The following is a 23,360-nucleotide window of genomic DNA, read 5'->3' as shown; positions in this document are numbered from 1 at the left end:
ACCCTGGCGACTGGCACTCCGAGGTATTGCTGATGCCGAGAGAGAAGTTCAGGCCTTATGGCACAAATTGCCTGAGCCTGCATCACAAACAATAAATTCAGCCTAATCCAGATTTATTTTTTTAAAGCAAGGAAATTAAAATAATTGCTTTTCATATTCCAAATTTACTAAACCATTATTTTTCAGGCTAAATATTTCTCCATTCGAACAATGCAATCTCCATTGATCAAAGTCAGAATTATCAAATGGAGTTATATGCAATTTTGCTCCCATATCGAAATTAAAAATGCACCCATTACAATCCTTATCAATGGAGACGGATTTTAATCTCTGACCTTCTGCCAGTTGAAGAATTTTTTCCGATACATCTGTCGGCTGGTCCTGATCCGTGGATTCCTTGTTTTCTGTGAATTTCCATTTGCAATCAAGAATAAATAGCGACCATTCTCCTCGTAAAAAAACTCGTCGGCGACGTAAAAGGGGAAGAGTTGAATTTAATGAATCATCTTTTTTATGAATTGGCTCTCTAATCTTTAAATGTGGTTTACCAAACTCAACCATAAAATAGCTTCCATGACTAAATTTTACAGACCATGCAATTTCTCCAATTATTGGAAAAAATGCTTGATTTATGCGTTCAATGTTCATTTTTCAAACATGCCCTTTGCCGTCTCAAGGATTTCATGGTAGCCGAGATTTTGGCCTGTAATTTCTTCATGCAGGAGCCGCTGTTGGTCTTTTGTTAAGCCAAGTTGCACAACGATAGCTCTAAATTGCTTATTTTGGGCTTGATTGTTTCCTGGCGTACCTGATGCCCCATTGTTCCAGGTTTCAAACCATGCGGCTTGAGAAGGTGTCAGTACATCGATACTGCTAGCACCAGCGATACCCGCAACTAGGCTTGTGACGATGTTAGTTCTAGCGGTTTTCTCCGCATTGGTCAGGTTATCGGACGAGCCAAGCAGCGTATTCAACACCGAGCTGGCTGCCGCTCCCATTGCCCCTGAGCTGCAACTCTGGCTACTAGCCGCTGCGCTGGCGCAACCGACAATCGCATGTAATGCTGCGCGCGCTCCCTCATTGCCTAAGCTATCGGCCAGCCCCTTCGCCTGATTGGCCACCAAGCTTTGCACATAGCCCACCGTCGTATCCACTGCGAATTGTCTGGCGCTACCTGTCACGTTGCCGCCTGCCGCTGCTGTGAGCGCCATCAGAAGCTGGCTTCCTGGCTTACCAGGCCCCCACATTTGCTCAATCTCATTCGCTTTCTGCAACATCACCAAGCGTTGCTCGGCTGTATAGACATTACCTTGCATATCCGATGAAGATGGATCACTAACTATCTCGCGCAGGCCATCCGCCTCCTTCGCTCGGTTGTTAACAAACGTCCCAATCTGGTTCACGAACTGGCTGGTGATATCGAAGCTCGCTTCGATTTTGTTTCTGTCGAAGATCGGGGCCAGTGCTCCGCTGGTATTCGAGGTGTCGCGGCTGATGCTGGCCACGGTTTCAGCGGCAGTTTGCCCAGTTAGCGTTTGCTGTTTCTCTCCGTCAGTGAGGTGAATCACGCCCCCACTAATTGCACTCTTCGAGCTCGCATCGGCCTCGCCCGAAGTCCCCATCACGATGGGCGGAGCCAGCGAAACACCGTCGCTGTCTGGCAGCGTCGTGCCGGGTACGGGGTTCACATTGGTCGCGGTGCCTTGCTGGGTTTTGCCGATATCGCCGCCATTGCCGCCATAGCCGCCACTCAGCCCGACCGGCGAGCCGTGGTATTCCGCATGGTTCTGGATATCGGAGTGCGTGAGCGTGGCCGTCGTGAGCGTGTTTTTTGCAGTATCCGCACTGCCCGCGATATACGCCCCCCGGAGATCCGTATTACCCCCAACCTGAATCTGAAACCCGCCTTCGCCTGCCTTGATTCCGCTCTGCTCAGCCACACTCGCGTAGTCACTGTTGAGCCGGTTCTGGCTGAAGTTGCCCGATACGCTCGATGTGCCGTAGCAGATGGGGGGCACGCGTACGCTCACCGAGATCCCGCCGCTGGTCTGTTTCGCGTCGTCGTGCCGGGTGTCCTGCACGCTGTGGAGATTGAGGTTGCCGCCGACATCTGCGATAACGCGCTGGCCAGCCGCACTCGCGCCGCTAAGCGTGGTGTCGCCACCGGAGTGCAGCGTGAGCGTATTGCCCGCGTTGACGTGGGTGGGGGTCCAGCTTGCCGCGCTGCTGTTGCCGTGGCCTTGGGTGCCGGATACCCCGGCCTGGAACGAGATGCCGTTGCTCTGCCCGAGGCCGAGGGTGACGCCGATGCTGCCGCTTGACGCGCTGTTGTCGTTACGCGTGCGGCTGGTGTTTTGCGCGGCCTGGAGGTTAATCGCGCCTTGTGCGTGCAGCAGCGTATCGCGGCGGGCGGTGATCTCGCTGGCGCTTATGTCGAGGTCACTGCCCGAAACGATGCGCACGCCGTGGCCTGCGCTGACGGTGTTGCCTACTGCGGTGTTTAAGGACTCCGAGATATTGCTGTGACTGTGGCTGGTACCGAGCGAGAGGTTCAGGCCAATGCCGCCTGCCTGGGCGGGGTTGCTTGTGATGGCGTCGTAGGCGTTTTTGCCCGCGAGGCCGGTTGTCGCGGCGGCCAGCGCGGTGAGACGGGTGTCGTTCCCGGTGCTATTCCGGCTTTGCTGGACGTCATGGCGCATCTGGTTCGCGGTCTGGGCGGCGGCGAGCACGGGGCTGCTGAGGCCTGCGGTAATCCCGGTCTGGCTGAACGTGTGCTGCTGCTTGTGCGTGGTGGTGTTATGCGTGGCGTCGAGCGTCACGCGCTGGCCAGCGAGATTCACGTCCTGGCCGGCATGCAGGGTGCTGCCGGTGAGGTGTAGCTGGTTGCCTGCGATGAGGGTCAGGTTGCCGTTGAGCGAACCGGCCGTGCTGCCGGTGTGCAAAACCTGGGTGTCCTGCTGGGTCTGGGTCGTCTTGCGTGTGCCGATCGAATAGCCCTGGAGCCCGCCATCAAGCTGGTTCAGCGGATTGAGCCCGGAGAGGAAGCCGTATTCGTGTTTGCGGTAGCCGTTCTGTGTGGCGTATGTGTCCTGTGCGGTGGTGAGGTTCACGTTGCCCTGGGCGGCGAGTGTGACGTCGTTAGTGCCTGCGACCTGGCTGCCCTGGAGGGTGAGGTCGTGTCCGGCCCGAAGCGCGACGGCCTCGCCCGAGACGGTGCTGGCTACGCCGAGGCTGGTCTGTGAGGCGTGCTGCTCGCGGGTACTGGAGCCGTTGATGAGGCTGCCGCGTCGTGAGGCGGTGGCGGAGTCGGCGTTGTGCTGTTCGCGGGCTTCGCTGATGTAGACGTCGCCCGTGGCGGCAATAGTTGCTGCGCCGCTGCCTGCTGCCAATGAAGAACCGGTGAGCGTGACGTTGCCTTTGCCGGGGGCGGTGCTCACGGCCGCGAGTGTTGCGTTGCCGCCTGCGCGGATGTTCGTCCCGATGGTCTGTTCGTCGTAGCGGCGGTCGGTTTGCTGACGGGTTTTGTCGTCGGTGGCGATGTTGTTATAGGTCGTGGTGTTCGTGACGTTCGTTGCGCTCAGGTTGCCACCGGCGATGGCGGCCAGGTCGCCACCTGCGTTGAGCGTCGCGCCATTGAGCGCCGTGTCGTTGCCACTCTGTAATGCGAGGCTTCCGCCTGAAGTGAGGGCGCTGGTCTGGTGCATCGTGCTGGAGGCTTCCCAGTGATGGTCGGCATGCTTTCCCAGCGACTGTGATGTGTCCGACTGCACGGTATCCACCGTGATGTCGTGGCCCGCTGTGATCTGCGCGTTGCCGCCTGCAGCGATGCCCGCACCGTGAACCGCAAGGTCATGGCCTGCCATCACCAGCAGGTCCCCCGTCGCAGCCATCGTGCCCTGTGCGCCGGGCAGGCTCTGGTTGACTTGGCTGTGGCCTGCGCTCGAATGGATGCCCACCGTATCCACCAGCGTCGTGTTCACGATGTCATGTCCGGCGAGCACCGCGACGCGGTTGCCCGTGATGCGGCCTGACGCGTTCACCACGTCATGCGTCGCGGAAACCATGGTCGTGCCGGTGTCCATGCTGCTGCTGATTGCTCCACCCCGGTTCAGGATGTTAGTCGCGGCGATAACTGTCTGCGTGCCGCCCTTGATGACGCCAGCGTTCATCGCACTGCCCGTGGCGCGGATCTCCACATCATCGGCGGCGATTAGCGCTCCGGCCGGCTGCAGGTCATTCGCGTGCGTTTGCGCCAGATACACCACCGGTGCGAGCACCGTCTGCGTCGTGCCATCGGGCAGCGTCACCGTCTGGTTCACCAGCCAGACAATATCGCTGGTGAGCGCTGCCATCTGCGCGGCGCTTAACGCAAGGCCGGGTTGCAGGTTGAATGCCTGCGCAACACGCACGCCGCTGTTCATCAGCGCGCGGTATTCGTCCTCGTGGCTGGTGTAGCCCTGGAGATAAACCCGGCCGGTGAGCTGGGTGATCTGGTTGCGCACCTGCCGGGCTTCGTACACGCCATCGCCCAGACGCTTGATGGTTTTAGACGGGTCGAGCCCGAGTGCTCCCAGCATGCAGTCGCTGGAAATGAAGTTTGCGTAGCGCGTAAGGCGGGGGTCAGTAATGACCAGATATGACGCGCTGGGGGCGGAGTTAACGGTGTACAGCCCGCTCGATGGCAGGGTGATCGTCAGTGCGCCGCCAGGTCCGGCGATGGATTGCGGTGCATTCACCGTCTGTGTCTGCCCGGTGGCCAGATCAACCGTCTGCGTACCTGTGCCGCTGATGCCGCCCACGACGCCATTCGCCCCCAGCGTGCCACCGGTCGCGCCGGTGGCTGAACTGGTGGCCGTCACGTTTGTGTTGCTGATATCAGTCGCGCTGATTTTTACAGCGTGGTTGGCGATGATCGTGCCACCCGTACCGCCAATAGCAACAGGCGTGAGCACCACCGATGGCTGTACCACCGGACCACGGTCACGTGCGATGTTCTCGTTCCAGGCGTAGGTCGAAACGATGTCCTGCTTCTGGTGCTGGTACAGCGTCTGGCCGGTGTTGTTGACCAGCGTGCCGCCGTAACTGCCGCTCGCCACCTCGCCAGTCGCGTCAGCACTGCCGATCTGGATTGAACCGCCTGCGGCCATCGCGCTGTGCAGGTTGTTCAGCGTGCCAACGTTGGCGAGCACCATCTTGCCGCCCGCGATGATCTGCGCCTGCTGTGCCTGCGGGCCAGTGACCCTGTCCTGCTGGGTGGTGGTGGTCGTGTCGCGGGCGATTTCTACACGCTGGTAGCCCTTGTGTGCGTCGTTGTGTGACGCGTATTCGGTTCCGGGGTCGTAGTTGATGTGCGGGTCGTAGCCGTCCCAGTAGCTGACGCTGAGCGTGCCGTCAGCGTTGGGGGTGAGCGTGTTGTAGTAGATCGTCAGTGGCTGGCCGTTGCGCTGTACGACCAGTGTGCGGTCTACCGCGTTCGGGCCGCTGGTTTTGGTAATGACATCAGTGCTACTGAACGTTTCATTCAGCGGATGGCGGTAGCCGTTGTCCCACATCGCCTGGGTGCAGTGGCCCCTGTCGGCGTTGCCGGTGGTGCAGGCGAGGTATTTGTCGCGTTTGGTCTGGTGAGCGGTCGTCACAGCGGTCGTGACGGTTTCGATGCGGGGTGCGGGGCGGGTGTTGGTCAGCGTCTGTGTGGCGATCTCGATCCTGCCCTGGGCTTCGATGGTGGACTGGTCGTTCGTCACCGAGTGCGTGCGATGGATGAGCACGCCGTTTGCATCGCGTGTGCTGTCTGCGGCGAGGTTGATGTCGCCCAGGCTGAAGAGGTTTGCACCGCCGGTGCTGGTGATCCTGCCCGGCGAATACAGGTTCAGTTGCGAAGCAGCAGCCATCACAGCCGCTGTGCCGCTGCTGGTGATGACCTGGCTGGCGTTCAGCGTAATGGTGTTGCCGATGATCGTTGCGGTGTTGAGCAGCGAGGCGCTGTTCGTCGTCACGCTATCGCCTTCGATGCGGCCTGCGTTAGTAATCGTGTTTAGCGCATTGAGCGTCGTGGTCGAGGCGTTCAGGTGCGCGCCTGCCTGGTTGTCGAGGTTCGTGGCGTTCAGCGTGAGCGCGTTTACCGCGCCGAGCGTGCCCTGGTTCGTCAAGCGGCCCGCTGTCGTGAAGGTCAGGTTGTGGTTGGCCTGAATCGGGTTGCTGCTGGTGAGCGTGTAGTCGCCGTTGAGTGTGATGGAACCGTCGTTCCCGGCGATGATCCGGCCGTCGCCAGTGAGCTGGTTTGCCGTGATGGCCAGGTCCTGTTCGCTGCCAATCGCGCCGTTCTGGTTCGTCAGTGTGCCGGTGTGGATGGAGACCGGGCCGCTGTCTGGATGTGCTGCGCTGGCTGATGAAGTTCGCTGATCGTTGCCGATACGGCCTGCGGTGTTGTCGAGCGTGGCGGTGCTGAGCGTGATCGCGCCGTTGCCGTGGATCGAGCCGCCTGCATTGATGAGTCGCGCATGGGGACCGTTGAGCATGACGCTGTTCGCGCCGGATAGTGTGGCGTTCGTGTTGTCTGCGAGCTCGGTGATGCTCAGTGTGAGGTCATGGCCGGATATGAGCTGGGCACCGCTGGTGTTCAGCAGCGTGTCTGCGTGCACGCTTACGTCACCATTGCCGCCGATGGTGCCTGCGCCAGCGACGCCGCCTGCGTTGCTGTTCGTGATCGTGGTCGCGCTGAGCGATGTCGTACCTGATCCGGTGTTGGCAATGCGTCCGTTTGTGTTGTCGAGAGCTGTGGCGGAGAGGGTCAGTGTTGACGCTGGGTCGCCTGCAATCGCATTCGCTTCAATCTGTCCACCGGTGTTGTCGATGGCGTCCTGTGCAGACACGGAGACCGTACCGCTTCCCTGGATCAGGCCTGCGCGGTTATCAAGCGTGCTGGCGGACTGCAGCATCGCTGAGCCGCCTGCGGTGATCGTGCCGCCTGCATTGCTGATGCGGTTGCCCGACACCGATACGTTGCCGTTGCCACCGATCAGGCCATTGGCGGTGTTTGTCAGTGCGTCGCTGGCGGTGACAGTGGCGATGCCGGTGCCGCTGTTCGAGAGGGAGCCGCCATCGTTGGCGAGCGACTGTGCGGTGACCGACAGCGTGCCGTCCGCCTGGATCGTGCCACCTGTATTGTTCAGGATGCCTGTACTTGTTAGTGCCACGTTTCGTGCACCGGCATAGCCGCCCGCGCGGTTGTCGAGCGAGCCCGTATCAAGCGTTATGTGACGCTGTGCGGCCAGCTTGCCGCCGCGATTCGATACCGCGTCTGCGTGGATGTCGAGTGCGCCGTTCGTTGCCAGCGTGCCGCGGTTGTTTGACAGGGTGCCTGTGGTGACTGACAGCGTGCCGGTGCCAGCACTGCTTAACCTGCCGCCGTCGTTGACCAGCGCCGCAGCATTGAGCGCGAAGTTGTCGCTGTTGCTCTGGAGCGTGCCGGATGTGTTGTCGAGTGTGCCGCTGACATCAAGCGTCGTTGTGCCGGTGCCGGTTTGTGTGAGGTTGCCGCCGTGGTTGATGAGGTTCACCGTATGCAGCGTGAACTGGTCTGCGCTGAGGTTGCCGTGGCGGTTATCGATGGTCGCGGCCGTCAGTGTCGCAAGATGACCGGCCGTGATGGTGTTTGTATTTGTCAGCGTTGAACCAGCGCTCAGCGTGAGATGGCCGTTTGCCGCCAGCGTGCCGCTGCTGAACAGTGTCTGCACTGCGTGGGCAATCAGCGACTGCACGGCGGTAATCGAACCGGCGTTGGCGACCTGTCCGGCCTGTACGGTCACATTGCCGTTGCCGCCAATGGTGCCGGTGGTGCGGCCTGTGCCATCTGTGCCACTTGCATCACCCGTGCCGTTGTTCAGCAGGCCGCCAATCGCCAGCGTCAGCGCATCCGCCCCCAGCGCGGCAACATGACCACCGGTGTTGTCGAGTGAACCTGCATTGACGGAAAACGCACCTGCGGCCTGCAGCGTGCCACCCTGGTTCTGCAGGCCATCGGCTGTTGCGATCTCAAGCGTGCTGCCCGAGCGTATCTGGCCATTGCGGTTGCCCAGTGCACCCGCTGTGATGGCCAGCGCACCATCCGGGGACAGCACGCCGTTGTCATTCAGCAGCATCCCGGCTGCGTGCAGGTTTAGCGCGCCGCCTGATGTCGTGGTTGCGCCTGACAGGTTCAGATCGCCATCGCTGGCGCGCAGGGCCAGCGTGCCATTGGCCGAGGTGCGGCTGCCCGCGAGATTGAGCGCCGCGCCATTCAGCGCAGCATTCCCACCCGCTGCATTGCGGCCGGTCGCACCCAGCATGCCATTGCTTAGTATCACCAGGTCACCAGCGTGCGCGAGACTGCCATCGCTGTTTACACCAGCGCCAAGCGTGCCCGTCGATGCCACATTGCCTGCATGGATGACGGTGTTCTGCTGCGCGGCGAGCATGCCGCTATTTGTCAGCGTGCCAGCGGTGCTGACGCTGAGATTCTGTTGCGCATAGGTCGTACCACTGTTGTCGATGCCATCTGCGGCAGAAAGCACCATGTTGCCGCTGGCATTAGCCTGTCCGGCAAGAACCAGCTTGCCTTCGGTGGTCAGCGTTAACTCACCCGCCTGCGCCGCGAGCTCACCCTGGGTAGACACCCCAACGCCATGCTCATTGCCAACCAGCATGATCCGGTTCGCGTACATCCCGCCTAACTGGCTCACGTCGATCGAAACACCCGGCACCGGGCCATCACCCGCGATAGCCGTGGCACCGAGCGTGTCGTGATCGACGGCATTTGCCCCCGTGATGACGTTCAGGTTTTTAGCGTAGATCGCCGCGTTCGCCTGCACCGCGCGCGTAATCAGATCGACCTGATCGGTCGCCCCAGCGATCAGCCCCGCACCCTCGATGCGGATATGGCCGCGGCTCACGCTAAAACCCGCAAGCGAGCCATCCGGCGCGAAGTTCGGCGTGCCAGTGCTCAGAATCGCGCGTGACGTGTTGATAAAACCACCGCCATTCACGCTAATACCCGAGCCATTCGCAATTACGACTTCGGCACGCGGGCCAGCGACTTCGAGATACCCGTTGATCTGGCTCGCCGCACGGCTGTTAACCTGATTGACGATGACCCGCGCAGACTGGCCCGGCCCGAAGTTAGGATTCCCGTTGATCAAACCCGCCTGCTGCGTCTGCACGATCACCGGCGAGTTGTTCAGAATCGCACCGCGCCGGGGCACGTCGAACTGACCATAGGTATTCAGCGACACCCCGGCACCCGAAGGCCGGTTGAGGTTCACCTGGGGCAAGCCGTTTTGCGTTTGTACGACCGACGGTGAATACACCCCACCCGGAACAATCTGCGCGCGCGAGAGCGATGGCAGTGCGAGCGTGAAGGCGAATGCAAGTGCAGCACAGACGCTCGGCCTCAGCGCAAAAAGCACATCGCGTGATTTTTTACCGCGTACGGCGATATTTAGCGTGTCTCTCGCCTGTCCACCCACTACCGTAGCGGTCCCCTCGATAGCCGCCGACATCCCTCTCAGCCGGCAGCTCAGTTGCGTATTCAGTCGCCCACCCAGCCAGCCATCTCCCAACCCGTGTCTCTTCCGGTTCATTTTTCTGCTTCGCATTACGGATTAATTAACCGGCCGTAAATTAGCTGAAATACCGTAAGTGATTTGTTGAAAATAAGTAAATTTTTGCGCCATTCCGGCTGATGGAATCGGCTGCTTGTTTAGCAAGAAGGGATAACCAGGCGAGTGCCCGACCGGTTCGGGGCGCTTTTCGTCAGCCGTGACCGCCGTTCAGCGCCTGAAAATCAACCGGCGCGTCGTAGTGGTAATTCACCCGAAGCTCCGCGCCTTTGGCGATGCCTTTGGGGCCGGCAAAGAAGCAGGGCGCTTCGATGATTGCCTGATCCTGTGTCAGCAGTTGCAGCGTGTAGGCCACGACGTTATAGCCATCCGATGCCTGATGCCGTTGTCCTTGCGAGTCTTTGATAAAAATAGAATTAATGCGCGAGGTTAAGCCGGTGCCAATAATCAAACTGCGTTTTATCTGAAAAAAATGGGCGGAATTAATGTCGCAGGCATAGTTATAGGATTTGTCCTTGATATGCATGGCTAATTTTTCGTCAACCAGAAAGCCGGTGTACAAGCCAATTAATTCGTCTGGTTCAAAAGCTTCGGTGGCGAATACGCCCAGGCTGTGCTGTAAATCCTGTTCATCGTCGGACAGCATGGCGGCAGTTAATTCACGGGCTTCGAGTTTGTCAGTCTGAAGCTGGAGCCGGATGGCCTGTGGTGTCTCCGGCTTGAAGAGCGTGGCGATTTTTTCCAGCACGGCATCTGTGAAAGCGGCAGGGTAATGATCGGAGCGGATTATGCTGTAAATCGGCACATTTGAGCCATCAAATTCCCTGAGCGGATATTGACCATTAGCCATGGGCTGATATTTTCTGGCGGTAGTGGCCAGATAGCGGCTGATGATTTGATAGCTTGGTGCAAGCTCAAGCGTGACAGGTAATGGATGTTTTTCAGTCAGATGATTTAATTCTTGAGTGACGGCAGCCAGATTTTTCTCTATCAGCCATGGGCTGAAATTAAACTCACTCAATAACATCGCGGAAATCTGGCGCGCGATAAATTCAAATTCCATTTCAAGTTTTTGAAATTTACCGGGTTTGATATTTTTATAAAAATTTAATGCGCTGTAGAAAGTGTCTAGCGCGCTGACTATTTTGGCGGGGCAATTTTGATCAATGCTTGCTGCACCAGATTTGAATTTTATTGCGGTTATTGCTTGCGCATGGCCGGCTGTATGAGCAGGGCCTGGCGGTATTTGTTCTATTTCTGCTGGTGCGGAAGGTGAAGCGCCAGAGAGCGTTCCACGGTAGAAATAAATAGGTAAATAACAGGCCAAAATGATTCGATATAAAAATAGTGTCAGGCCACAAAAAAGGCCGCGAAAAAATCAACGTTTGGCGTGACCTGTAAGATAACGGCCCACAAGCAAAGCATATTTTAAGTAGCAGGACTGGAATCAGCAGAATAGTCCCCAATAGCCGGACGGCCATTTCTCATGATGTTATCAATCTCATCAGGAGTATGGTTTAAATTCACCCGAATATCTTCACCTTCAGCAATTTCTGTAACAGCAACATAATAAAATATATCAGCTGTGAGATTCGCTCTGGAAAGTGACTGGAGATGAAAAATTTGCGCGTTATAGCCACCCTCTGCCTGGATATGCTGGCCGTTTTTATCTTTGGTGAAAATGGTATTGAACTTTGAAAAAATGGACGGCTTTTTATCGTGTGGAGCGAAATCAAGGTCGATCAAATCGCCTGGCTGCAGATCTGTGTTGGCAAGTAATTTTTCTGCACCGATCAAATCATATGAGTCGCCATCACGCAAATGAAATTCATTGATTTTTCCAAATTTTATCTGTGCTGTTTTCAGTTTTGAGCATTCATCTGGGGTTGTATCTGGATTTAAAATTTTAGCTAATTTTTCTATCAGGCTTTGGCTGGGCTCGTTTTGCGTAAAGATGTAATTATCATGAATATTATAGGGCAGTGTTGTTGTGGACTGTAATGCGATCAGAGAAACCGATTTCTCGGTGAAACCGCCAGGAGAAATTGTTTGCAAATGATGTGATGCCTGAGGTTCAGCGGGTTTTCCCCGGGATATTTTGAAATTTGACGATTCACCAGAAAACACATTTATAAAGAATTTTTTTATATCGTCGAGGCGCATGGTCAGCAGCAAAAGTCCGGTTGAATGGCGCTCGGTAAGTGCGCGGGATTGTTATTAGCTCTGTGGCACTTTGCCTGTCAGTCGTTCCATTTCTGCGGAAAAATTCTCTGGCGCGTCACGGCTGGTTATCCACAGAAGATGTTGATGAAGCTGTTGAAAAGTCCGCTGGAATCAGCCTAAGCCGTTGAGTCAGTGGACTTTTTGCGTGCCGATGCGCAATGGAGCGAAGCGCACTAATGCGGCTTTGGCGGGTGCCGTTTCGGCCGTTTTGCGCTGTTTTGTGCCGCGCGTCGCCACGTTGGCCTAGTCTGGCGCGGCCAGCCCAAAGTTATCCCCAGTTTATGTTGACAGCGCTGTTGACAACTTCGGGGAAGGACCTCTAAGTCATTGAAAACTCGCACGATTGCAGCATCGGTGCAGCACCGGGCAGCGGTTGTCCGCGCAATTGCCCGCAGGTGTTCGCAGGCGCGCCGAGGCGAGTTAGCGCGAATTGTCCAGGCCGCCATTGCCGCCATTGCCATCCGCCACAGGCTCCGCTCCCGCTCTCATTTCCGCTGTCTCCGCCAGCGCGGGTGCGGCCGGCGAGGGCGTTGATGCCACTGGCGGTGTTTGCCCCATTGCCTGGAATAGCGCGGCGGTGTCGGTCAGCCGTGCGCCGCTGTAACGGATCTCGTCGAGCCGCGCGTTGCGCCATTGCTGCTCGCTTGCGCGCACGGCGGAAAACGGCACCGCGCCTAGCTGGTAGCGCGCGCGGGTGGCATCGAAGATGCCGCGTGCGGCCTGCGCGGCCTGTGCCGCTGCCGCCAGTGCCACGGCGTCGTGTTCGAGTGCGGCGAGTGTGTCCGCCACGTTCTGGAATGCCGTAAGCACGGTCTGGCGGTATTGCGCACTAGCCGCGTCGTAGCTCGCCAGTGCCGCGCGCCGCTGTGCCAGCAGTGCGCCGCCATGAAACAGCGGTTGCGACAGCGAGGCACCGATGCTCCACAGCGCGCCTGCGCCGGACATCAACGCGGGCCAGTTAAAGCCGCCCTGGCCCATCGATGCGCTCAACGACACGTTCGGCAACATCTGCGCGGTGGCCACCCCGACATCGGCGGCGGCGGCTTTCAGCGCGAGTTCCGCTGCCTGGATGTCGGGCCGGTTTTGCAGCAACGCCGAGGGCACGATGACGGGCACTTCGGGTGGCACTCGCAGTTGCGCCAGATTGAGATCAGCGGGGGCAGCATCGGGTGTGCGGCCTAGCAGCACCGCTAGCGCATGCCGTGTGCGTAGCCATTGCACGCGCAGCCCGGGCAGGCTGGCGCTTAACGTCGCGGCGCTTTGCTCTGCACTCAGTGCATCGGCGTGCGAGACCGCGCCGAGGGCGTAGCGCCGTGCCGTGTCACGCTCCTGGGCTGCCGCGAGCGTGACGAGCTGCTGGGTCTGCTCGATCTGCGCTTGCAGTATCGCGGCGCTTAGCGCTGCCGTGACGATGTTCGCGGCCAGCGCGCGTTGCGCGGCTTCGAACTGGTACGCCTGCATATCGACCCGGGCGGCTAGCGCGGCGTTTTGCAAACGGCTCGCACCAAACAAATCGAAGCTGTAGCGCGCCTGGATCTGCCCGGCGAAAACGTCATAGAGGAACGTATTGGGTCCGATCACGGGGATCGCCAGCGCGCGTTCGCGCGTGGCTTGCGCCCCCATGTCGATGCTGGGCAGCAGCGAGCTGCCAACTTGCGCCCGGAGCTGTTCGCGGGCCGCCGCCAGGGCGTGGTCGGTGGCCGCCAGGGTCGGGCTGTTGCGCAAGCCTTCTGCAACCAGCGCATCGAGTTCGGGCGACTGATACTGCCGCCACCATTGCGGCACCGGTGCCGCGCCTACGGCGAAGTGCTGTGCCACGCCCTGGGCGCTGACGGTGTGCTGTGCTTGTGCGTCGATGCCGTAATGCGCGGGCTGGGGCAGCACCGGAGGCTTGCCGTCTGGGCCGAATGAGCAGGCTGCCAGCGTGGTGGCCAGGGTCAGGGCTGTGCTGATCCGGCGCAGCGTTAGCGTCGAAGTCTGATGAAGCGGATGAAGCCGCACGGTCTGGGCGGAAAAAGATGAACGCATCATGAGGCTGCTCCCGGTGGCGTCAGGTTCGAAGCCGGTGCTGGCGAGGGTGCCAGCGAGGGGGCTGGTGAAAGTGGGGTGGACGGCGAGGGTGGGGCCGGGTCCACGGGTGGTTCATCGCGTTTGATGCGAAACACGGCGGCATACAGCGCGGGCAGGAAAAACAGCGTGAGCACCGTGGCGCTGGAAATTCCGCCCATCAGCGCCGTTGCCATTGGCCCGAAGAAATTCGAGCGCAGTAGCGGAATCAGCGCTAGCACGGCGGCAGCAGCGGTTAGCGTGATCGGCCGGAAGCGCCGCACGGTCGCGCCGATGATCGCTTCGAAACGCGCATGCCCAGCGGCAATGTCCTGTTCGATCTGGTCCAGCAGAATCACCGAGTTGCGCATGATGATGCCGAACATCGCAATTACCCCTAGCAGCGCGACAAAGCCAAACGGCTGGCGGAACAGCAGTAGCGCTAGCACCACGCCGATCAGCCCGAGCGGGGCGGTAAGCACCACGAGCAGAACGCGGGTGAAGCTCTGCAACTGGATCATCAGCAGCAACAGCACGGCGATCACCATGATGGGCATCTGCGCGAGGATCGACGACTGGCCTTTGCTGCTTTCTTCAACCGTGCCACCGACGTTGATCCGGTAGCCCAGTGGCAAGCTCGCGCGCAGTGCGTCGAGTGATTTGTCGACGCGCTGCGTCACGTCGATACCCTGGGCTCCGGCAATGACGTCTGATTGCACCGTCAGCGTCGGCTGACGGTCGCGCTCCCAGATCACGCCGTACTCCAGCCCATAGCGCAACTGCCCCAATGTGCTGAGCGGCACCGGGCCGTTCGGCGTGGGCAGCGCCAGCGCCATCAGCCCTGCGGGATCGACGCGCTCGCTGGCCGGGGCGCGCAGATCGACGCTGATGAGCTTGTCGCGCTCGCGGTACTGCGTCACGGTGTAACCCGATAGCGTGAGGGCGAGGAAGCTGGAAATATCCTGGGTTGATACGCCCAGTTCCCGGGCTTTTTTCTGGTCGATCTCGTAGCGCACCGAGCGCTCGGTGGGCTCGTCCCAGTCGAACTGCACGTTTTGTGTGCGTGGCTCGGCCCGCATCGTTGCCGCTACTTGTTCAGCAATGGTGCGCACGGTGGTGAGATCGTTGCCGCTCACGCGAAACTGCACGGGGTAGCCGACCGGTGGGCCGTTTTCCAGCCGTGACAGGCGCGTGCGCAATGCCGGGAAGTTGTCGCGCAGCATCGGCTCAAGCCAGCGCGCGAGCTTTTCGCGCTCGTCCACCGATTTCGCGGTAATCACGAACTGGGCGAGGTTGGGCTGCTGCATCTGCTGGTCGAGCGGCAGATAAAAACGCGGCGCGCCGGTGCCGATGAAGCTCACCGTATGGTCGATTTCCGCGCGGCCGTTGAGGCTTTTTTCGAGCCGTTGTGCTTCGCGCAGCGTGGCCTCAAATGACGCGCCTTCGGGCAGGTGCAGATCGACCAGCAATTCAGGCCGGTCAGAGCTGGGGAAAAACTGCTGCGGCACCAGGGCAAAGCCCGCCAGCGCCACTACGAACAGCCCAGCCGTCAACGCCAGCACGAGAAAGCGCCGCTCAAGGCACCAGCCAATCCAGCCGCGCAGCCGCTGGTAAAAACGTGACTGGTAGATGTCGTGCTCAGCATCAGGCCCTGTGCCGTGCCCGGGCTCGTGTCTGGCTTCATGTGCCGCTTCAGGTCCGGCTTCATGTGCGGTAGCCCCGGCCGCAGGCGCAGGACGCTTGCGTTCGGGCAACAGGTGATAGCCCAGCGTCGGAATTAGCACCACGGCCGCGAACCACGAGACGATCAGCGCAATCGCCGAGACTTCGAAGATCGAGCGGGTGTATTCGCCGGTGCTGGATTGGGCCAACGCGATCGGCAAAAAACCGGCCACGGTAACCAGCGTCCCGGTCAGCATCGGAAACGCCGTGCTGGTATAGGCAAACGCTGCTGCGCGGGTGCGGTCCCAGCCCTGTTCGAGCTTCACCGCCATCATTTCGACCGCGATGATCGCGTCATCCACCAGCAGCCCGAGCGCTAGCACCAGCGTACCCAGCGACACCTTGTGCAAGCCAATGCCAAAGAGGTACATGCACAGCGCGGTGAGTGCGAGCACCACGGGAATCGAGATCACCACCACCATTCCGGTTCGCACGCCGAGCGAAATCAGGCTGACCACCAGCACGATCGCCACGGCTTCTGCCACCGCGCGCAGAAAATCATCGACCGAATGCGCCACGGCCTGCGGCATGCTCGAAACCTCAGTGAGCGTGAGACCGGCGGGCAGATGCGTGCGCAACTTGGCGACTTCGGCTTCGAGTGCGTGGCCCAGGCGGATCACGTCGCCACCAGGCTGCATCGTGACGCCAATGCCGAGCACCGGTTCGCCGCGAAAGCGCATTTGCGTCGTGGGCGGGTCATCGTAGCTGCGCCGGATGGTGGCGATATCGCCAAGACGAAACGAGCGGTTATTGATGCGGATCAGCGTGTCGGACAGCGCCTGGAGATTGTCGAAAGCTCCGCTGGGACGTACGAAGACGCGGTCGTCACGGGTAGTCAGCGTGCCCGCCGGGGTCACCGCATTTTGTCCGTTGATCGCCTGAGCGATCTGCTGGGGCGAGATGCCCAGCCGGGTCAGTTGCGCATTGGCGATCTCGATGTAGATGCGCTGGTTTGGATCACCGAAATAATCGACCTTGGCCACACCTGGCACGCGCAGCAAGACCGTGCGCAACTGCTCGGCGTAATCGTGGCGTTGCGCGGCCGAAAAGCCATCACCGGCCAGGGTAAAGATATTGGTGTAGACGTCGCCGAACTCGTCATTGAAAAACGGCCCCTGGATACCTGGAGGCAGTGTCGCGGCGATATCGCCCACTTTCTTGCGCACCTGATACCAGGTTTGCGGCACGTCCTTCACCGGCGCTGAATCTTTCATCGTGAAGAAGATCAGCGATTCGCCGGGACGTGAATAGCTTTTCAGAAAATCGGCCGAGGGGGTTTCCTGCAATTTGCGTCCGATGCGCTCGGTGACCTGCTCTTGCACCTCGCGCGCGGTGGCACCCGGCCAGAAGGTTTGAATCACCATCACGCGGAAGGTGAACGGCGGATCTTCCGATTGCGCGAGGCGCGTGTACGCCAGCAGGCCAAACAGCGTGGCCATGCCGATGATGAACACCACCAGCGCCTGATGCCGCAAAGCCCATGCCGATAGATTGAAACGGCCTTCCTGATGCGCTTCCTGAGGCGCTTCCTGGGGCGTGCTCATGAGGCGAAATCCTCAGCGTGGAGCGGGGCGATTACGCGTACTTTTTCGCCCGCGCTGACGGTGTGCACGCCTTGCCAGACCACTCGCTCGCCATCCTTCAGACCGCTGCTGACCAGCACGTGGCTGGCATCGTAGCGCGCGACCTGGATGGGCCGCAGCACCAGCGTGTCATCCGCGCGCACGACCCACACGGCGGGTTGCTGGCCTTGATGGAAGAGCGCGGTGGCGGGGATCAGGAACTGCGTCGTGACGGCTGCAGCAGACGAGGCCGAGGCCGCCGTGGCGGTCGTGGCTGTGGCCGCCGCCGTGGCGGGCTGGAACGCAATCGTTGCGGTCATACCGAGGCGGACTTCGGGGCCGGGCTGGACCAGTGTCAGCTTGACGCGCCAGGTGCGGCTTTGCGCATCGGCGGCGGGCGCGAGCTCGCGCACGCGGGCTTTCAGCACGCGTCCCGGCAGGGCGGTCAGGGTGACGTTGGCGGGCTGGCCGATGCTGAGCGCGGCCAGCGTGTGCTCCGCGACGTCGCCAATCACATCGACCTCCCCGCTCCAGGCGAGGGTGTACACCGGTTGACCCGCAGAAAGGTTCTGCCCGGTCTCGGCTTGTTCGGCCGTGATGACGCCCGCATGGGTCGCGCTCAAGCTGGCGTAACGCAACTGGTCCGCGGCGAGCCCCGCTTGCTGCGCTGCTTGCTGACGCTGCGCTAGCGCGGAGGCGTATGCATCTTCGGTCTGTTCAAGCTGAGCCCGGGCGATCAGGTTTTCGCGCGCCTGGGCGCGGTCGCGCTCGAGCTGCTGCTGGGCAAAAACCAGCCGGTGCTGCGCGGCTTCAAGCTGAGCCTGGGCACTCGTAGCGTTTTTCTGCATATCAGCCGGGTCCAGACGAGCCAGAAGCTGGCCGCTCTTCACGCTGTCGCCCAACCGAACGTTGCGCTCGATCAGCTTGCCGGCGATGCGAAATGAGAGCGGCGTTGAGTAACGCGCCTGGACTTCACCGGGGACGCTCGCGCTGACAACCTCAGTCGCAGCGCGAACCGGACCGGCAACAACCGGACGCGGGTCTGGCGCAGCCGCTGATTGCGGCTGACAGGCCGCGAGCAGCAGCGCGCACGCAGCGGCACCGAAACATGCGCCCAGCTTGCTGAGCGGAACCGGGATAGCGTGGGCAGGCCGCTGACGCGGAGTGGCGAGTGCAGAAGCAAAAGCAGAAGCAGCGTGACAACGAGACCGGTTCACAAACACCCCATGCGGAAAACGATGATTCAGATTCGATTCGACCCGGGGCCGCGAAGCAGCGCCTTGCACAGGTCATGGTTCAATAATGGGATAGAAGGAGGCGATTTTAAACGCTCCGCACGGGCGTTGTAGCTGAAATCGAAATAACGCAGGCGGGTAGGGGTGAAACCGGAGGGAGCGTGAAGCGGGGCATTGAGCAGCGCTAGTCCGGTGACGGCAAACCGGAAACGACGTTGCAAGGCAGGGTGAAACTTGCGTTTGAAATCCGAACTAAAGCGGCGCTGCCGCGAAGCTTCATTCTTCGTTGGACATGCTGGTTACGAGCTCTTGGCGGTTTGCTTTTTTCATCTCGCGTCTGGTCACATGGTCTCGCTCTAAGCGCCTGACATGCTTTAGTGCCCCGTGACATTTGCATGCTGACCATGCCTCGCATTTAGCAGGAATTTATCCCGCATGGGGTAGCGATTTTCATATCTCAGGAAGTTGTTTTTTCGCTCCATTTCAACAGGCTTGCCTCAACGGTTGCTCCGGTTACTTGACTAGCTAACGCGCGGGCTTCATACGGAAATACGCATCCAGCAACGAAGTTTTATAAACCACACCCATGAGTTTCGGCTGCGTCACGCTTTCAATAACGGGCAGGCGTTCGCCCTGAAACGCCATGAAATGCGCCAGTGCGTCGCTGAGCGACATATCCGGTGTCAGCACATCAAAGTGCGGCTGCAGATAATCGGCGGCTGTGCGCTGGGTGGTATCGCGCTTTTCCAGTAAATCCGAGGTGATGTCCTTCAGTGCCACGACACCGAGAAAATGGCCCGCTGCATTGGTCACGTACAAATATTTCACTGGATATTCGAGGAACACGCGCGTCATCTCGGGCACGCTGGCTTCGGGGGTGACGACGGTTTGCGGCTCGCGGATCAGTTCGCGCATCTGTGTGGCGCGCAAGCGCATCTGTGCCTGTTCTTCGCGGTTGCGGTGCAGCGTGATTTCGTACATTGAGGTTTTGCCAATGGCCCGCGCGACAAAATATGCAACCACGCACGACAGCATCAGCGGCAAGACCACCTGATAACTCAGCGTCATTTCAAAGATCATCAGGATTGCCATCAATGGCGCTTGCGTCGCGCCCGCCAGAAACGCTCCCATCCCGACCATCGCATAGGCAAACGGCAATGAAGTCGCGTGCGGCCACAGCGCGTGCATGCCTGCGCCAAAGAGCGAGCCGAGCACCGCGCCGACAAACAGCGTGGGCGTGAAAATGCCGCCCACTGCGCCGGAGCCTGCGGTTGAGGCCGTGGCGATCAGTTTGAAGACGAGCACCAGCACTAGCGCGCTCCAGGTCCATGGTGAATGCAGGATCGAATTCACCACGCTATAGCCATTGCCCCACACCTCAGGCGACCACACCGAGATCACGCCGACCACGAGGCCACCCAGCGCGAGCCGCAGCGGTAGTGGCACGGGCAGGCGGCTGAAAGCGCGTTTCGACTGTTCCAGCAGGCGCAAAAACTGCGGCGCGGCGGCACCGCACAACACGCCCAGCGCGACGAACAGCAGCACTTCGAGGCCGGTGACCGGTGGAAACACGGGCATTTCATACGGTGGCCGGTAACCGGCGAATTCGCGCATGGTGATGTTGGCGACCACCGAGGCCACTACAACCGGCCCGAAGGTTTCCATGGCAATCGAGCCGAGCACGATCTCGGTGACGAAGAACGCGCCAGCGATGGGTGCGTTATAGGCTGAGGTGATGCCCGCTGCTGCGCCGCACGCAACCAGCAGGCGCAGCCGGGCTGGATCGAAATGCACCCAGCGCCCAACCAGCGAGGCGCATAGCGCGGCGAGCTGGACCATCGGCCCTTCACGTCCGATGGAGCCGCCGCTGGCGATGGTGAAAAGCGATGACACGCTGCGCCATAGGCTCACCCGCACGGGCACGATGCCCTCGCCGATGGCGACGGCTTCCATGTAATCGGTGTGGCCGTTTTGTTTCATGCCGCGCCGCGCCAGCAGCAGGATCAGCCCGGCAATCAGGCCACCGGCGGCGGGCAGCCAGATGCGGGTGCTCCACGGCAGGCGCTGGGCCATGGCGACAACACTGCCTGAGCCACCCGAGACGGCTTTTTGCAGCAGTGCGATGCCTTCGCGGAACGCAACCGTGGCAAAGGCACCAAGGACGCCGACCACCACTGACCACAGCAGCATCGTATGAGCGTCCGACAAGCGGAATAGGGACTGGGCGCGTGTGCGCAGTTTGAGCAGGAAGGAAAGCACGTGAGGGCAGGGAAGGTGGCGGGAGCGGGCGCAAGAATAGCACTGGGAAAGCCGGGTTTGACAGGGTGTGACATGACCGGGTGCCTGTGCCGGTGGCAGATAGTTGACCTGGAACGAAAACGGCTGCGAAGTTACTCATTAAATTAAGTCTTGACTAAGCATGGACGTTTGCCGGATTTTTAATCCGCTCGCTATGAGTTGAATGAGATCAAGTATTTTTTGCTGTGTGGCGCTTTCGTCGTGATGGAATGGCGTACGAAACAGGGTAAGCGTTATTGCTTTATTTATCATGTGCCGTGTGGTGCAATTTTAATTGGTTCTGAAAACATGATTCAATTGCAAAATCTAAAGACGGGAAGTTCCGCTTATTCTCAGGAAAAGCCCAAAAGCAGTTTTGAATTTGGCAAAGTTATTTCCATGTTTATTGGTATGGTGTTTCTGGATAAATTTGCAACCCAGCCCGAACCGAGATCGAGCCTTCATCCGCAACCGGATCTGAGCCAGGCTAGAACATTACGCCATGGGTGCGCGCTGGTGACGCGCGATGAAACTGGGCTGCCCAAGGTCAGTGAAAACAGGACCCTCGGCAGCCGGAAGCATGAAAAATCATATCCGGAACTGTTTAAACGCTATGCCCGGGTTCGGCCTGTCAGAGATCTGGCGCGGCCAGGCCGGGCAGAACGTGAGCGCAATAAAATCAGCCTGCGAATTAAAGAGGTAACGCACAGCCTGTCTGGTGATATTGCGGTGACGCGAAAATTTTTAAACTCAATAGAAAATACTCAAGCCGATCCTGCTGCAAGACTGCTGTCGTGCATTTTTGCTTTACGCCGGGGATGCAGGCGAGCGGATAAATTTGCCCCGCATCTCAGGAATAATTTTTCTTATTTAAAACAGGAAGACATTAATTTAGCCACCTTAACCCGTTATAGCGCAGCACTTGACTCGATAATCCGGGATCAAAATCCAGAGATTCAGCCTGAGGCAAGCCAGAGCGAGGAGGCGCTGATCTTGCAGGCATATATTGCGCAGCGCTCAAGGCCGGTAGCAGACACCGTGCTGATGCTTAAAACCGATCTCGAAGATGCCCTGGAATATCTACAAAAACAGACGGCGTTTGATGCCACCGTTCGTCCGTTACTGACCCAGCTTGAGCTGATGCTGGATCGGGCCACGCCGGATCTGCCGGGTGGGGCTGCGGGCCTGGCTTATGTCGTGCTGCTGGAGCTGTATGCAACCTCTAAGGCATTCAACGCACATTGCTCGGTGTTCCGTTCGCTTGATTTGATACGGAAGCTGGCGCAAATCGTTCAGCAGATTCAAACCCCGGTGGTGCTAGGGGAGCTACTGGCTACGTTTGGCTGGCTACCCGTTAGCAGTCAGTAACCGGTTAGCAACCAGCCAGTAACCGGCCGGATAGATTCTCGCCGTGTTTTTCGTGCGCCAACGCCGGATATCAAGTCCGCATCAACCCAGCACCCGCTGCACCGCCCAAGTGATGCCCAGTCCGCCCAGCATTAGCCACAGAGACAGAATCAGTCCGGTAATCAGCGCGCGCGGCCCTGCCTGGCGAATCTGCGCAAAACGCGTTTCGATGCCTAGCGCGGTCATGGCCATCGTCAGCGCGAAGGTATCCAGCACGTTCAGCGTATGGGTGGCAGTGGTGGGCAGCAGGTGCAGCGAATTCACGATAACCAGCGCGAGAAACCCCAGCGCGAACCACGGCACCGCCAGCTTGCGCGCGCGGCTGCTCGTACCTGGTTCCTGCGCGGCCTGGCCCCGTGCCTGCCGGTTGAGCCACACCCCGAGCACCAGCAGCACCGGTACCAGCAACATCACCCGGGTCATCTTGACGATGGTGGCGACGTGCGCCGCTTCAGGGCTGAGGGTGCTCGCCGCACCCACGACCTGGGCTACCTCGTGAATCGTGCCGCCAAAGTACAAGCCCGCGCCGATCGTATCCAGCGGCAGCCAGCCCGCGCGGAACAGCACCGGGTAGAGAAACATCGACAGCGTGCCGAACAGCACCACGCTGCCCACGGCCATCGCGCTTTTGTGCGGCTTGGATTGCAGTGCCGATTCGAACGCAAGCACGGCCGCCGCGCCGCAAATCGCGCTGCCGGCTGCGGTGAGCAGCGCGGTATCGCGGTCGAGCTTCATCAGCTTCATGCCAGCCCACGTGCCAATGGCAAGCGTGCTGAGCACCACCAGTAGCGACACCGTGAGTCCGGGCAGCCCCACCTGAGCGATCTCCTGAAGGCTGATGCGCAAGCCGAAAAACGCCACTGCGATACGCAGCAGCCGGCGCGCCGAGAAATTCACCCCGGCCGCCCAGCTTGCAGGCATGCCATCGCGCAGCACATTGCCGTACAGCGCCCCGGCGACGATGCCGATAATCAGCGGGCTCAGGCCGAGCCCTGCAATCGCGGGCAGCGAGGCGATCTGGGTGACCGCGACGGCGAACAACGCGACGAACAGGATGCCGTTGAGCTGGCCCCGGGTTGAACTGGCGGGGGCCGTGGCCGTGGATAGCGCAGGGGAAACAGTGGCCACGCCAGCAACGGCGGGAACGGGAACAGGAACGGTGGACATGACTGCGGGCCTGACGGTGTCGTTGAATGGCCCTAATCCTAGTTTGAATAGATGGATATGAAAAATTGTGCTTTGCGAGAGCAACTATCGGATGAGGTGATAGTTGAATAAAAATATAACGGTAT

The 23,360-nt window shown here is 59.7% G+C and carries 10 protein-coding genes; 1 reads left to right on the top strand and 9 read right to left on the bottom strand.

The window, feature by feature from the left end:
* Positions 1-135: 135 nt before the first annotated feature.
* From GH656_RS08115 to GH656_RS08080, 8 genes are all read right to left on the bottom strand, one after another.
* A complete protein-coding gene (locus tag GH656_RS08115; protein WP_153075406.1) occupies positions 136-648 on the bottom strand; it encodes a hypothetical protein in 513 nt (170 codons plus the stop codon).
* On the bottom strand, positions 645-9,536 hold the full coding sequence (locus GH656_RS08110; protein ID WP_153075405.1) for a hemagglutinin repeat-containing protein: 8,892 nt from the start codon (positions 9,534-9,536) through the stop codon (positions 645-647). The genes GH656_RS08115 and GH656_RS08110 overlap by 4 nt, the downstream gene beginning before the upstream one ends.
* A 253-nt stretch (positions 9,537-9,789) precedes the next feature.
* The gene (locus GH656_RS08105) at positions 9,790-10,923 is read right to left on the bottom strand and encodes an SET domain-containing protein (RefSeq protein WP_153075404.1); all 1,134 of its coding nucleotides are present in this window, start codon (positions 10,921-10,923) and stop codon (positions 9,790-9,792) included.
* Between the two features lie 101 nt (positions 10,924-11,024).
* A complete protein-coding gene (locus GH656_RS08100; protein WP_153075403.1) occupies positions 11,025-11,759 on the bottom strand; it encodes a hypothetical protein in 735 nt (244 codons plus the stop codon).
* Between the two features lie 480 nt (positions 11,760-12,239).
* Positions 12,240-13,850 (bottom strand): efflux transporter outer membrane subunit, encoded by a 1,611-nt coding sequence (locus GH656_RS08095; protein WP_246184232.1) that lies wholly within the window; start codon positions 13,848-13,850, stop codon positions 12,240-12,242.
* Positions 13,847-17,131 (bottom strand): efflux RND transporter permease subunit, encoded by a 3,285-nt coding sequence (locus tag GH656_RS08090; protein ID WP_153075402.1) that lies wholly within the window; start codon positions 17,129-17,131, stop codon positions 13,847-13,849. Before GH656_RS08090 ends, GH656_RS08095 begins: the two co-directional genes overlap by 4 nt.
* Positions 17,128-18,267 (bottom strand): efflux RND transporter periplasmic adaptor subunit, encoded by a 1,140-nt coding sequence (locus GH656_RS08085; protein ID WP_343039017.1) that lies wholly within the window; start codon positions 18,265-18,267, stop codon positions 17,128-17,130. The genes GH656_RS08090 and GH656_RS08085 overlap by 4 nt, the downstream gene beginning before the upstream one ends.
* Positions 18,268-18,909: 642 nt before the next feature.
* Positions 18,910-20,643: a ClcB-like voltage-gated chloride channel protein gene (locus GH656_RS08080; RefSeq protein WP_153075401.1), complete on the bottom strand. Its 1,734-nt coding sequence runs from the start codon at positions 20,641-20,643 to the stop codon at positions 18,910-18,912.
* Between the two features lie 198 nt (positions 20,644-20,841).
* Here GH656_RS08080 and GH656_RS08075 point away from each other — a divergent pair, with 198 nt between their 5' ends.
* Positions 20,842-22,029: a hypothetical protein gene (locus GH656_RS08075; RefSeq protein ID WP_153075400.1), complete on the top strand. Its 1,188-nt coding sequence runs from the start codon at positions 20,842-20,844 to the stop codon at positions 22,027-22,029.
* Positions 22,030-22,110: 81 nt separating this feature from the next.
* On the opposite strand, the gene GH656_RS08070 is transcribed toward GH656_RS08075, so the two are convergent.
* A complete protein-coding gene (locus GH656_RS08070; protein ID WP_153075399.1) occupies positions 22,111-23,235 on the bottom strand; it encodes a YeiH family protein in 1,125 nt (374 codons plus the stop codon).
* Positions 23,236-23,360 lie beyond the last annotated feature (125 nt).

The organism is Paraburkholderia bonniea, from assembly GCF_009455625.1.
In the GTDB taxonomy this organism is placed as follows: Bacteria; Pseudomonadota; Gammaproteobacteria; order Burkholderiales; family Burkholderiaceae; genus Paraburkholderia; species Paraburkholderia bonniea.
The sequence above is the reverse complement of the archived record's forward strand: the minus strand, read 5'-3'. Positions and strand labels throughout refer to the sequence as shown.

What these genes read in the sequence shown, in the direction of transcription:
- GH656_RS08115 (WP_153075406.1), bottom strand. Translation starts at nt 648, where the DNA reads ATGAACATTGAACGCATAAATCAAGCATTTTTTCCAATAATTGGAGAA.
- GH656_RS08110 (WP_153075405.1), bottom strand. Translation starts at nt 9,536, where the DNA reads ATGTCGGCGGCTATCGAGGGGACCGCTACGGTAGTGGGTGGACAGGCG.
- GH656_RS08100 (WP_153075403.1), bottom strand. Translation starts at nt 11,759, where the DNA reads ATGCGCCTCGACGATATAAAAAAATTCTTTATAAATGTGTTTTCTGGT.
- GH656_RS08095 (WP_246184232.1), bottom strand. Translation starts at nt 13,850, where the DNA reads ATGATGCGTTCATCTTTTTCCGCCCAGACCGTGCGGCTTCATCCGCTT.
- GH656_RS08090 (WP_153075402.1), bottom strand. Translation starts at nt 17,131, where the DNA reads ATGAGCACGCCCCAGGAAGCGCCTCAGGAAGCGCATCAGGAAGGCCGT.
- GH656_RS08070 (WP_153075399.1), bottom strand. Translation starts at nt 23,235, where the DNA reads ATGTCCACCGTTCCTGTTCCCGTTCCCGCCGTTGCTGGCGTGGCCACT.